The sequence below is a fragment of the Vibrio sp. 10N.286.52.F8 genome, from assembly GCF_041468745.1.
Lineage (GTDB): Bacteria > Pseudomonadota > Gammaproteobacteria > Enterobacterales > Vibrionaceae > Vibrio > Vibrio crassostreae_C.
Genome location: NZ_JBFRJF010000019.1, coordinates 42,470 through 54,620 on the forward strand (window position 1 = coordinate 42,470; position 12,151 = coordinate 54,620).

At 45.3% G+C, this 12,151-nt stretch carries 11 protein-coding genes; 5 read left to right on the top strand and 6 right to left on the bottom strand.

Annotated elements, in window-relative coordinates:
• Positions 1-86: 86 nt before the first annotated feature.
• From AB4133_RS11000 to AB4133_RS11015, 4 genes are all read right to left on the bottom strand, one after another.
• Positions 87-824 (bottom strand): dienelactone hydrolase family protein, encoded by a 738-nt coding sequence (locus AB4133_RS11000; RefSeq protein WP_136973590.1) that lies wholly within the window; start codon positions 822-824, stop codon positions 87-89.
• A gap of 222 nt (positions 825-1,046) precedes the next feature.
• The gene (locus tag AB4133_RS11005) at positions 1,047-1,982 is read right to left on the bottom strand and encodes a pyridoxal-phosphate dependent enzyme (protein ID WP_136973591.1); all 936 of its coding nucleotides are present in this window, start codon (positions 1,980-1,982) and stop codon (positions 1,047-1,049) included.
• 92 nt (positions 1,983-2,074) lie between these two features.
• The gene (locus AB4133_RS11010; RefSeq protein ID WP_372224450.1) at positions 2,075-3,373 is read right to left on the bottom strand and encodes a sensor histidine kinase; all 1,299 of its coding nucleotides are present in this window, start codon (positions 3,371-3,373) and stop codon (positions 2,075-2,077) included.
• On the bottom strand, positions 3,370-4,047 hold the full coding sequence (locus tag AB4133_RS11015; RefSeq protein WP_372224452.1) for a response regulator transcription factor: 678 nt from the start codon (positions 4,045-4,047) through the stop codon (positions 3,370-3,372). The genes AB4133_RS11010 and AB4133_RS11015 overlap by 4 nt, the downstream gene beginning before the upstream one ends.
• 125 nt (positions 4,048-4,172) lie before the next feature.
• Here AB4133_RS11015 and AB4133_RS11020 point away from each other — a divergent pair, with 125 nt between their 5' ends.
• Genes AB4133_RS11020 through AB4133_RS11030 form a run of 3 tightly spaced genes read left to right on the top strand, consistent with a single transcriptional unit; the run spans position 4,173 to position 7,127 of the window.
• Positions 4,173-5,192, top strand: a complete 1,020-nt coding sequence (locus AB4133_RS11020; protein ID WP_327783691.1) for a glycosyltransferase family 2 protein — start codon at positions 4,173-4,175, stop codon at positions 5,190-5,192.
• Positions 5,189-6,676: an ArnT family glycosyltransferase gene (locus AB4133_RS11025; protein WP_372224453.1), complete on the top strand. Its 1,488-nt coding sequence runs from the start codon at positions 5,189-5,191 to the stop codon at positions 6,674-6,676. Before AB4133_RS11020 ends, AB4133_RS11025 begins: the two co-directional genes overlap by 4 nt.
• Complete coding sequence (locus tag AB4133_RS11030) at positions 6,663-7,127, top strand: GtrA family protein (protein WP_017062031.1); 465 nt, start codon at positions 6,663-6,665, stop codon at positions 7,125-7,127. Before AB4133_RS11025 ends, AB4133_RS11030 begins: the two co-directional genes overlap by 14 nt.
• An 85-nt stretch (positions 7,128-7,212) precedes the next feature.
• Here AB4133_RS11030 and AB4133_RS11035 read toward each other — a convergent pair whose 3' ends face one another.
• Positions 7,213-9,510 carry a YgiQ family radical SAM protein gene (locus tag AB4133_RS11035; RefSeq protein ID WP_408068883.1) on the bottom strand — a complete coding sequence of 766 codons (2,298 nt, stop codon included), beginning with the start codon at positions 9,508-9,510 and terminating at the stop codon, positions 7,213-7,215.
• Between the two features lie 330 nt (positions 9,511-9,840).
• Between AB4133_RS11035 and AB4133_RS11040 the strand changes: the two genes are divergently transcribed.
• Together AB4133_RS11040 and AB4133_RS11045 are read left to right on the top strand one after the other, a co-directional pair.
• Complete coding sequence (locus AB4133_RS11040) at positions 9,841-10,521, top strand: hypothetical protein (RefSeq protein ID WP_372224457.1); 681 nt, start codon at positions 9,841-9,843, stop codon at positions 10,519-10,521.
• A gap of 132 nt (positions 10,522-10,653) precedes the next feature.
• On the top strand, positions 10,654-10,854 hold the full coding sequence (locus AB4133_RS11045; RefSeq protein WP_004736508.1) for a DUF4250 domain-containing protein: 201 nt from the start codon (positions 10,654-10,656) through the stop codon (positions 10,852-10,854).
• Between the two features lie 139 nt (positions 10,855-10,993).
• On the opposite strand, the gene AB4133_RS11050 is transcribed toward AB4133_RS11045, so the two are convergent.
• A complete protein-coding gene (locus AB4133_RS11050) occupies positions 10,994-11,905 on the bottom strand; it encodes a LysR substrate-binding domain-containing protein (RefSeq protein WP_017062028.1) in 912 nt (303 codons plus the stop codon).
• Positions 11,906-12,151 lie beyond the last annotated feature (246 nt).

The following is a 12,151-nucleotide window of genomic DNA, read 5'->3' on the forward strand; positions in this document are numbered from 1 at the left end:
CGAACACCAAATTTAAAGAAATAGTCGCTAATAATTAGTACGAATTAGGTAACAGGCTGCCGTTGGGCTGTTACCTAGATTGAAAGTTAACGAGATACCGAACTTAACAACTGAGTAAAGCGTTGCCATGATTTTTGGTCAGCTTCATGTTGATAGTTATTCGATCCGAATACTGTGAAGGCGTGTGGCGCACCACTATAAGTGATCATCTCATGCGGAACTTTGGTTGATTCAAGTTGAGCGGCGAGGCTTCCAAAGTCGTGCATTGAAATCATGGCATCAGCCGTGCCGTGGAACACGACTACGGGAGCTTTAGTCTGCGAGTAGTCTTGACCTTTTGGTGTTGATAAACCGCCATGGAAGGTGACATAAGCCTTCGAAGGAATGCCCGCACGAGCGGCTTCCAATACAGCGGCTCCGCCGAAACAGTATCCCATCATTACGTTGTTATCTAAGTTGCCGCCAAGTCTTTTCGCTTCCATGGCACCAGCGTTGAGCAACGTACGCATTTTTTCTCTGTCTTTATACAGCTCGCCTGTATGTTGCTTTTTATCTTTCACTTCCGTAGGGCGAATGCCTTTACCAAATAGGTCGATGGCGAACACGTTGTAACCGAGTTCGTTGAGCATCTCAGAACGTTTCTTTTCGTAATCGGTTAAGCCATCCCAATCGTGTATTAGCAGTACCAAAGGCGCTTGGTCACTGGCTTCACTCCAATAACCTTCGTAATCCATCCCATCGACTTGGTAAGTGACGTTTTCTCCTGATATCGCAGAGAAGGGCAGTAAAACTGAAAACAGGCCGAGCGTAGTGAGTTTTCGCATGCGTAATTCCTTTCGATGACAATTGACGTTCCAATCGAAAGTATAGATAACGCGATGATTCTCGCCAGATTTCTGTCTCTAACTTGAAATGTCTGGCAGGGATAGCAGGTGGCTATTACTGATAAACAGCCATCGAAAGGGAGTGCGATGGCTGTTCATGATGCGCTGAGAAATTCTCAGTTCGCAGAAACGCGGGGCATTAGAGTAGAAAAGAACGGATTACTACCAAGTAGCGTTATCAGCGGTGTGGCTACTTCGAAGTTCTGGGTACTTACGTTGATAGCGCGGCAACATCGACTCATTACCTAAGATGCCACCTTGATGGATATAGATGACGGTTTTGGTTGGGTTCTCTTCTTGCCATTGCTCTAAGCATTGCCACATTAATGGGTCGTAGAGCAGGTCGAATTCAATATCAGTTTGTTCTTGTAGATCCAACCAAGTTTGATAGTCCTGCTGGTACAACTTACCAAAGTGGTGTTTGGCTTTAAGCGGTAATATCTGCGGGTGATCGGTTTCGCCAAGCTCGTTGAACTGTTGCGTTAGGTAATCACTGCCGCCAACACATGCACAGGTTAATACCGGGATGTTGTGTAGTTTTAAATGCTTATGTAGATACAGAGCCGTGCTGCCTGTGCCTGCTGGCAGTGCCACAACAAAATCGTATTGGTTTTCAAAGCGAGTCCAGCTCAGTATTTCCATCGCCAGTTGTTTTACGCCATATTCAGAAAGCTGAGAGCGTCCACCTTCTGGTAACACAATGCATTGTGAGTCAGGTTGTCTTACTTGCTCAATATACTCTTGTGGATGAAGCTCAGAGCCTGTTTCTTTGACTGAAATAACCTCAGCCCCGAGATCGATAGCGCCACGGTAGTTGCCGAGTGGGCGTTCTTGTAGCCATCGAGGTAGGTGATCAACGTAAAACTCAAGCGTCCAACCTTTGATTTTTGCAAGTGCGGCTAGCGAGAACAATGAGTTGGCTTGAGCGGAACCATAGCTTATTAGGGTGGTAGTGCTTGGGTGCTCGTCTTCCAGTAGCTTCATGAACTTTCTGGCTTTGTTGCCGCAAAAGTGGGAATGAAGCTGATCGTCACGCTTTAAGAAAAAGGTGTGGTCGTTGTATTGATGTTGAGTGACAGGGCTATTATTTAGTTTCATCGCACTTAGACAAAATGCTGACTCAAGAGCCAGCATTTTTAAATCAAATAGGACGGACGAGTATCTAGTAGCCAGAGGCGGCTGTAAACCAACTAAATCAAGTTTTCGTTCGATATTGACGCGGATGAATCGGCTTGAAAGGTGATCTTGGCTGTGCATCCACCACAGCTGCGATTAAACAATTCAAAGTCCCAATGAAAACGCTGACACAAGTCATCGACAATCAACAAACCTAGCCCGTGTCCATTCGGGTTGTATTGCTCCTGAAGGCCTTCACCTTGGTCTTCAATCACAATACTCTGTTCGGACAGGGTAACCGTGACAGTGCCACTATTGGTCGCTGCAATGGCATTCCTCAATAAATTGCCGACCAACATATTCATGATCGCGCTGGTGGCTTGAATGGTCGGCTCTGATTGAATGTGTAAGGATATCTCGACTTGCTTCTCATCCGCCTGTAATGAATTCTTGGAAACGATAGCTTCTAACTCTTGCTGACTAAACAAGCGCAGCGGTGCATCGTCACTGTTTCTTTCATAACGAACTAAACCAAGCAGTGCATCGACCATTTCAGACATTTGAACAATGGCTTCATCAATACGTTCAACCTGACGAGATTGAAATTCGGTTGTTTCGCTTCTCAGTAACAGTTTGTTGGCACCACGAGCAACAGTCAACGGAGTTCTTAGTTCATGACTTGAGTAGCGTGCGAAAGCTTGCTCGCGTTTTACTAGAGAATTGATTTCTCTTCTGTATTGATTGAGTTGATCCGTCAACTGACGAAACTCCACCGCCGCATCGTCATTCACTCCAAATTCTTCGTTTAGATTGAGCTTATTGGATTCAAGCTGTTCAGACAGGGAGTTGAAGGGCTCAATCAGCCGTTTAGACAACCGATAGAGCAGAGCTCCGAAGCTGAATATTAGAATAGAGAGAAGGGCTAATACAAATGTGGTGGCATAAACGAGCTCAAAGACACTAAGCTCGACACGGTCTATTTCAGAAAGCAGAACAATAGGGTGAGTTCTACCTTCATGAGTATACTCGCCTACATAGACCATGCGAGATTCTGGATCTTCACCGACCTCACCAATGAAATTTTCTTTGCCTTCAATATACTTTAAATACTTTTTCGGTAGATAGGAAAGATCGTTGTAAGCGATAGTCAGGTCATCAATACGAAGCTCTCCACTTTCACCTGACTGGAATAACCCGACTGCATAGTTGCGGTCAATTAGGATGCGTCTTTCACCCACGCGGTCTTCCGACAAGTACAGGGCTGTGATAAATACCACATAGACAAATGCCGACACAATTACGGCCATTAACCCAAAGAAAACCGCTAAGCGGCCCGTTAGGGTTTTTGTGCTTGTAAGAACATTTGAAATCAATTAGATGGCTCCAATCGGAAGCCAACTTTAGGCACCGTAATTAACATCTGAGTGTCGAAAGGCTTGTCGAGTTGATTACGTAACTGATAAATGTGACTGCGCAACACATCATTGTTGGGCTCGTTTTCTTCCCATAACTTGTAGGAAATAGCTTCACGAGTGACTACTTCAGGTGCGCTTTGGCACAGCATCTCAAGTATGGTGTAAGTGGTTGGGTTGAGCGCTAGTAGTTTATCTTGGCGGTAAGCTTTACGGGTTTTTTGGTCGATGGTGAGTTCATCGAACTGAAGTTTTGAAGAGGCGACTTTTCCGCGGTAACGACGGACTAACGCGTTCATTCTTGCTTCTAGAATATCCAAATCAAATGGCTTGGTGAGGTAATCATCGGCACCGTGGTCAAAGCCTTTCAGCATATCTTCTCGGCTATCTAAGGCGGTCAGCATCAAAATAGGTGTCGCGTTACCTTGGTCTCGCAGTTTATTACAAACCGTTAGGCCGTCCATTCTCGGTAACATTAGATCCAATATGATGATATCAAATGAGTTTTCCAACGCGAGTTGTAGGCCAAGTTCACCGTTGTCTGCGTAATCGAGTTCCATGCCAATACACTCAAAATAATCAAACAAGACACCTGCAATTTCACGGTTATCTTCGACTAATAGAACTCGTTTCATTTTGATTCTCATACAGAAATAGACAGTAACATTATCCTGAGTGAGCGTGAAAAATATGTCAATAACATAACTTTCACTTATGGGAGGGTAGATTGGCTTCAGATTAAAAAATAGAAGAACGTATTATGTCTGAACTTCATATTAGCCGCCCTAAGATATCTACATCGCAGATCAATCCTGCGGTCTCTTTGTCTATCATTGTGCCTTTTTACGATGAACAAGAGGTATTGGAAGAGTTCCACTCTCGCCTTACCAAGGTGCTTGATAGCTTACCGATCACGAGTGAGATTGTTTATGTCGACGATGGCAGCAAAGACAACAGCTTGGACTTGGTGAGTTCATTCACTTCAATCAACAGCTCAATCTCGGTGATTGGTTTAAGCCGTAACTTTGGTAAAGAGTCAGCCATGAGTGCTGGCCTTGAGCATTGCCGAGGACAAGCGGTGATCTTGTTAGACGCAGACCTGCAAGATCCGCCGGAGCTGATCCCACAAATGGTTGCCAAGTGGCGCGAAGGCTATGACGTTGTGAATATGCAGCGCAGCCAGCGTGATGGTGAAACGTGGTTTAAGAAGTTTTCAGCGGCGAGCTTTTACAAAGTCATGAATGTGGCTGCGAAAATCGATGTTCCTGAAAATGTCGGTGATTTCAGACTGTTGAGCCGTGAAGTCGTCGACCATATCAATCAACTTCCTGAACGTAATCGCTACATGAAAGGTATTTTCTCATGGCCGGGTTTTAGGCAAGCAACGATTCAGTTTAAGCGCGACGCGCGCTTTTGTGGTGAGACCAAGTGGAACTACTTGAAGTTAATTGGCTTGGCGATGGATGGCATAACTTCGTTTTCTATCCGACCACTGCGCATTGCGACAGCAGTCGGTGGCCTCGTTGCCCTAACGGCTTTTGTGTATGGGATGGTCATCGTGTTCAAAACCCTGATGTTTGGTGAGCCGATCACGGGTTACCCATCAATGATGGTCGTTCAACTTGCCCTTGGCGGCATTCAACTTCTGAGTATTGGTTTGATGGGGGAATACATAGGTCGTATTTTCATCGAAACCAAGAACCGTCCTTTGTATCTGATCCAATCGGTGGTCGATACCCCTGCATTAAAAACGCATTTTAAATTAGAGGAGTCAGCATGAGCCTGAACCGAACGCACCTATGGTATTTGTTGGCTTTTGCATTGGTTCTAAGGCTCTTATCTCTGGCGACATACCCTTTAATGGACACTACGGAAGCGCGCTACGGTGAGATGGCTCGCTTGATGGTAGAAACTGGGAATTGGTTAACGCCTCAGTTTGATTACGGTATTCCTTTCTGGGGTAAGCCACCGTTGTTTACATGGATGAGCGCTGCCGGTATTGAGTTGTTCGGCCTGAGTGAGTTTGCCGTTCGCGCACCACATTGGTTAGCGGGTGTAGCAACGATTTTGTTGACCGCTTACATGGCGAAACGAACAGGGCAAAGTGCGTTGGTTGCCGCGGTAGTGTTGGCGACATGTGGTATTTTCTCTATTGCGGCGGGTGCTGTTATGACTGACATGGCATTAACGTTAGCGATGACCATAGCCATGTTAGGTTTCTACCTATGTTGGTTAGGAGGAGAGGGTTCGAAGGGAGAAGGGAGCGCGAAGACTAATCGGTCTTGGGGCTATGTCGGTTTCATTGGCTTAGCACTAGGCTTGCTGGCAAAAGGGCCGGTAGCGATTGTGATTATGGGTATCGCCGTTTTCCCTTGGTTAGTATTGCAACATGGATTTTTTGGCGCTTTTAAAGTGTTATGGCAACGCTTTCCACTGTTGTCAGGCTTAGGTGTGATGTTAGCGATTGCTCTACCTTGGTACATCATGGCTGAAATGGCAACGCCGGGCTTCATCGACTACTTTATTGTTGGCGAACACTTTAAGCGTTTTGTTGTGAGTGGTTGGGAAGGGGATCTTTATGGTTCAGCCCATGATGAAACAAGAGGAATGATTTGGGTTTTCTGGATTCAAGCAGCTGCGCCGTGGTCGATTGTGTTGCCTATTTTGACTTTTGCTCGTCGTAAGAAAATCGCAGAAGTTAACGCTGAACATAATGGGTTATTTTCATTCCTTGTGTGTTGGTTGGTCTCTCCTCTAATTCTTTTCACTATGGCGGGTAATATTCTTCCAGCTTACGTCCTACCGGGTATTCCGGCGCTTGGTTTTCTGGTGGCAATGCTTGTGGTAGAAAAAGATAAGAAGTGGTTCTCGAGTGTGGCTTTAGTGTTACCTGTGTTGCTAATGATTGCGATGGTCTACCTCAACCTAGGCAAAGCGAACGAGAAAAGTGACCGTATTATCTTCGAGCAGATCACGGATGAAGCGCCGAGCTTTTACATCGGTAAACGACCGTTCTCTGGGCAATTTTACAGTCATGGACAAGCGAAAAAGCTACTTGATGTTAAGCAGTTAGATGGTATCGACAAGTTCTATCTGATTGGTAAAAGAGCGGAAGTGGAAACCAAGATTAAAGACAATGCGTTGACCTGTATTTTAGAGCCGACGGTGAAGATCAAGCGCGCTCTATTTAGTTGTCATAGCCAAAACATCAAACCAAATCTATCGTTGAGCCATATTCGAAGTGATGGCGATGTTCAATTTTAACTCGTCATCGAGACTGTTTAGCCACAAGTTCGACGTGCTAAACCAAAAACTACAACCTCATCATAAGATGATTAAATTCGCTATGGTGGGGTCGGGTGGCTTTGTTGTCGATTGTGCCGTGTTTGCGTTGCTGCATTACGTTATTGGGCTGCCGTTAATGAGTGCTCGAATTGGCTCTTTCATCGTTGCAGCAACGACAACCTGGTTTGGAAATCGAGTGTTGACCTTTGAATTCAAAGGGCAGGGGAATTGGTCCGAAAAGCTGATTCAATGGCAAAAGTTCATGTTCTCTGCATCAATATCGGCGATACCTAATTTGCTGTGCTTTAAGCTGATGACTGAATTGCTGCCTGCATTTACTGGGGCAGTGTTTATCGCAATGGCGGTTGGCATCTTGGTGGGCATGGTCAGTAACTATTTGCTTAGTCAGTATTGGGTGTTTGCTCGTTAGGCTATCTTGTAACAGACACAAAAAAGCGCAGCTAAATAGCTGCGCTTTGTGTTTTTACGATAGCGAAGTAAACTGGTTCGCGATATTAGCGTTGTGCTGCGCGCTGGCGGTTCTTGCCGTTACCCGCAGGTTTGCCACCTTGACCATTGCCCGTTTTGTTACGGTTTGGTTTGCCATTTCCGCCGCCATTACCTTGCGATTGCTGACCTCCAGGACCTTTCTTAATAAAGCCAGTCGCTGGTTTACGAGCATTGCCATTACCGCCACCTTGGTTAGCATTACCTTGGCTACCGTTGCCGTTACCATTCGGCTTCTTGCCACCCGGTTTCTTACCAGAGTGGTTACGTGGGCTTTCGCCACCAAGACCTGGCTGAGATTTACTGTGCTTAGTCGCAAAGCGTTGTGAACCGTGACGACCAGACTTACGACGTTGTGCCGGTGTTTGTGCATCAAAGTCTTCTGCTGGTACTAGGCAGTTTGCTTTGTCACCAATTAGGTGCTGTTTACCCATGCTGATCAGTGCTTCACGGATGATTTTCCAGTTTTCAGGATCGTGGTAACGAAGCAGTGCTTTATGCAGACGACGTTGACGATCACCTTTCGGCACAGGAACATCTTCACGCTTCTTATATTTCACGCGTTTCAGAGGGTTAGTCTCTGAGTAGTACATCGACGTTGCATTACACATTGGCGATGGGTAGAAGTTCTGTACTTGGTCACACTCGTAGTTGTGCTTTTTCAGCCACATTGCTAGGTTAAGCATGTCTTCATCTTCTGTGCCCGGGTGAGCAGAGATAAAGTAAGGAATTAAGTACTGTTTCTTACCGGCTTCAGCGCTGTACTTCTCGAACATCTCTTTGAAACGATCGTAAGTGCCCATGCCCGGCTTCATCATCAGATCCAGTGGGCCTTTTTCAGTATGCTCTGGAGCAATCTTCAAGTAACCACCAACGTGGTGAGTCACAAGCTCACGAACGTATTCTGGAGATTCAATCGCTAAGTCGTAACGTACACCAGAAGCGATCATGATCTTCTTAACACCCGGTACTTTTCTCGCAGAGCGGTACAGGTCGATAGTGTGTTGATGGTCTGTGTTTAGCTTTTCACAGATTTTCGGGAACACACATGATGGACGACGACAGTTAATTTCAGCTTTTGGATCTGAACAACCTAAACGGTACATGTTCGCCGTTGGGCCGCCCAAGTCAGAAATAGTACCTGTGAAGCCCGGTACTTTATCTTTAATGTCTTCGATCTCATCCAAGATAGATTCTTTCGAACGGTTCTGAATGATGCGACCTTCGTGCTCTGTGATTGAACAGAAAGAACAACCACCAAAACAACCACGCATGATGTTAACCGAGGTTTTGATCATGTCGTATGCTGGGATTTTCGCTTTGCCGTACATCGGGTGCGGAACACGCTTGTACGCAAGGCCAAACACGTAGTCCATCTCTTCTGTGGTCAATGGAATAGGCGCTTGGTTAATCCAAAGCTCGCGATCACCGTGACGTTGAATCAGAGCACGACCTGAGTACGGGTTTGTCTCAAGGTGCAGAATACGACTAGCGTGAGCGTAAAGAATACGGTCATTGTTTAGCTTTTCGTAACCTGGGATACGAACCGCTGTAGTTTTTGCATCGTGACGAGAAGGGCGAATAGTAATAGGTTGTGCTTTTACTTCTTCTTTTTCGTCTTTCTTGGTATCACACTGAGTTTCAACTTCGTACGGGTTAACCGGAACATACGCTTTGTTCGGCTTTTCGATACGAGAAGAGTCAATGATCTTGAAGCCTTCAGGGGCCGCAGGAAGATTGATAGCAGTACCGCGGATATTGGTCAGCGTAGACATGTCTTCACCATCGGCAATGCGGTGTGCTACTTCAACCAGTGCACGCTCAGCGTTACCAAAAAGAAGAATGTCAGCTTTTGCATCAAACAATACAGAGCGGCGAACTTTATCTGACCAGTAGTCGTAGTGAGCTACACGACGTAAGCTCGCTTCAATACCACCAAGCACGATTGGCGTGCCTTTGTAAGCTTCACGACAACGTTGAGAATAAACCAGAGTTGCACGATCAGGACGCTTGCCACCTTCATTGTTCGGAGTATAAGCATCATCGTGACGTAATTTGCGATCAGAGGTGTAGCGGTTGATCATGGAGTCCATGTTACCCGCTGTGATGCCGAAGAATAGGTTAGGTTTACCTAGCTTCATGAAGGCATCTTTATTGTCCCACTTTGGTTGAGCAATAATGCCCACGCGGAAACCTTGAGCTTCAAGCAGACGGCCGATGATAGCCATACCAAAGCTCGGGTGATCGACATAAGCGTCACCAGTTACAATAATAATGTCACAGCTATCCCATCCAAGAGCATCCATCTCCTTTCTACTGGTAGGCAAAAAGGGTGCAGTTCCGTAGCACTCGGCCCAGTATTTTTTGTGTTCGTGAATAGGAGTGATATCGCTGTACATATTTCAACCTCTGATTTTTGAGGCGGGAATTATAGCGGCATGAGCCTAGACTAGCCAGTAGAACATGCCCCTGTTAGTTCTGGTGTCTTTCGTCTTTTTACGGTAAATGGCGACAAAAGAACCATACAACAGCATAGTTGAAGCCTTGAATAACGTCGCTAATTTGTGATTTTGATTAGTGTTCGCAGCAGTTTTTGATATTATTCGCGAAAATAAGTCTGAAGAAGTAGATCCACAATGGTCGAAACGTTATTAGTACAATTTGCTCCGATGCTTTTAGGAGCCCAACTGATCTTAACCCTCATCTTGGTGAAAGGGGATATTTGTCCGGGGCAGCGTGGTCGTATCCACAAGATGTTACCTGCGATTGGCGTGCTGTGGCTTGCCGTTGCCTCAGTAAAAATTGAAGCCTTTCTGGTCGTGTTTGCGATCTTTTATTTCTATTCTCAAGTTCAAACTAAGAAGACACGCGATTCTGGCCCTATTTGGGTGATGTACTTAGCTTGTGGTTTGGCATTGTCTTACGTTGCTATCCAAGTGACGGAACAAGCAACTACTGTTGGCATTATCACTACTGTATTGCTAGTGGCACTGTTAGGCTCAGCGTTTGGCCATTTACTACTGACAATTGCAAGAACACGCTTACAGGCATTTCACCGAGTTCTGCCCGTTGTTGGTGTGTTGACGGGTATGTTAGTGGTTTTGGCGACAGTCGTGAGTGTCTATTCTTTGTCTGAAGCTCAATTAGAGCCTGTGATTTCAACGTTACTGTTCAGCTTTGTTTTGTTAATCTCCGCTATCGTGGTTTGGTGTTGGCATTTACTGTTCGTTAAAACCCCGGAAAAACTGCAACTGACAATTTCGTTACTGATGTTATTGGCTGCGGCTGTGGGTTTAACGCCAGTTTGGGCACTTTAATCGCGCACTTTCATTAATTACGTAAGCTCAATAATCACGTATTCTCTTTAAGAAGTGTGATCAGTTTTTTAGCATGGCGTTGGTAAGCGTTCTAAACTTATTTCTAGTCGGTGTGTTCGTAAGGAGTACGAGATGGATTTAAGCAACGTCAAAGGTTTCGATAGCATTATCTTGCTGGGAATCGTGAATGAAAAACTTCGCCTAGAGTGCGATAGCTTTGAAGAGCTGATCAGTATGTATGAAATGGATATAGAAAGTGTCGTGGGCAAGCTCGATATGCTTGGCTATCAATACGACCCATTGACTAACCAGTTTAAGTCTTATCCAAGATAGTCTATTTTCGCGAATCAACAGATATCGAAAATCATCGGTACTGAAACTAAAAAGTCACAGATTATCTGTGACTTTTTTTGTTTCTGGCGTTTGCCTATCCGATTTAACAAAGGCTTAAGCTAGCCCAATAATGAACCTCTTAAACGACCTCAATACCATCTAAGTGACTCTTACTTTGCTGTCTTGCTGTGCTAAAGAAAGCCTGCAGGTAACGTTTGTCTTTTTCTGAGTTTCTTACCGCTGCAAACAGTCTTCTTGAAAGCCCTTTACCTAACGGCTTGCTTGCTATCAAACCTTGTCTTGAGAACTCACTGATCGCCCAGTTGGGTAATGCCGCCACACCTAAACCCGCCGATACCATTTGCACCAACATCAAGGTGTTGTCTGCTTGTTTCCACTTCTTAGGTTCTACGCCTGCAGGCTGCAAAAAGTGTTTCACGACGTCTAAACGTTGTTTTTGAACAGGATAGGAGAGCATGGTGATCTCGCTAAGATCTTGCGGATCAATGCTCGCTTTATCGGCCAAAGGCGAGTTGATCGCGGTGATAAGACGCATCTCAAAATCGAAAAGCGGCTCGTAATGAACCTCAGAGCGAGGCTGTATATCAGAGGTGATCACCAAATCTAGCTCGCCTGCCATTAGCGCGGGTAGCGGCTCAAACCCAAAGCCTGACGAGAAATCTAGCGTTACGCTTGGCCAAGCCACTTGATATTCCTTCAAAGCAGGCATTAACCATTGGAAGCATGAGTGACATTCAATCGCCATGTGCAAACGACCATTCACATCCTCTTTCAGGCTCGCGAGTTCGTTCTCCGCTTTAGCTATTCTTGGCTGTATCTCATCGGCAAGCCTAAGCAAAATCTCACCTTCAGAGGTGAACTTAACTGGTCTAGTTTTACGTAGGAAAAGCTGACCACCGATACGCGCCTCAAGGTCTTTCAGTTGGTGAGAAAGCGCCGACTGCGTCAAATGAAGAGAGGTTGCAGTGGCAGTTAGTGAGCCGCTGTCTCTTAAGGTGGTCAATGTTCGAAGGTGTTTAAGCTCTATCATGAGTATTCCTCATATTCCCTAAGCCAATTCAATATTTCTTAATAATCACCCTACGGGGTTTTTTATCATTTGTAAACGTCTAGATGTCTAGATGGTTTTGAGTTCCTCATCTTTGGTTTATTCAAGATGAATATTTTTAATAAACAAGATGAATATTTGGACGTTGTTCATTATTCAGATTGGGTGGATAGTTTAGCCATCCAGACGCCTTTTTGATAAAGCGTAATCTTCAATAGGTGGTCTGAA

Excerpts from the sequence above, each read along its gene's own strand:
- AB4133_RS11000 (WP_136973590.1), bottom strand. The coding sequence starts at position 824 with ATGCGAAAACTCACTACGCTCGGCCTGTTTTCAGTTTTACTGCCCTTC.
- AB4133_RS11005 (WP_136973591.1), bottom strand. The coding sequence starts at position 1,982 with ATGAAACTAAATAATAGCCCTGTCACTCAACATCAATACAACGACCAC.
- AB4133_RS11015 (WP_372224452.1), bottom strand. The coding sequence starts at position 4,047 with ATGAAACGAGTTCTATTAGTCGAAGATAACCGTGAAATTGCAGGTGTC.
- AB4133_RS11020 (WP_327783691.1), top strand. The coding sequence starts at position 4,173 with ATGTCTGAACTTCATATTAGCCGCCCTAAGATATCTACATCGCAGATC.
- AB4133_RS11025 (WP_372224453.1), top strand. The coding sequence starts at position 5,189 with ATGAGCCTGAACCGAACGCACCTATGGTATTTGTTGGCTTTTGCATTG.
- AB4133_RS11030 (WP_017062031.1), top strand. The coding sequence starts at position 6,663 with ATGTTCAATTTTAACTCGTCATCGAGACTGTTTAGCCACAAGTTCGAC.
- AB4133_RS11035 (WP_408068883.1), bottom strand. The coding sequence starts at position 9,510 with ATGGATGCTCTTGGATGGGATAGCTGTGACATTATTATTGTAACTGGT.
- AB4133_RS11040 (WP_372224457.1), top strand. The coding sequence starts at position 9,841 with ATGGTCGAAACGTTATTAGTACAATTTGCTCCGATGCTTTTAGGAGCC.
- AB4133_RS11045 (WP_004736508.1), top strand. The coding sequence starts at position 10,654 with ATGGATTTAAGCAACGTCAAAGGTTTCGATAGCATTATCTTGCTGGGA.
- AB4133_RS11050 (WP_017062028.1), bottom strand. The coding sequence starts at position 11,905 with ATGATAGAGCTTAAACACCTTCGAACATTGACCACCTTAAGAGACAGC.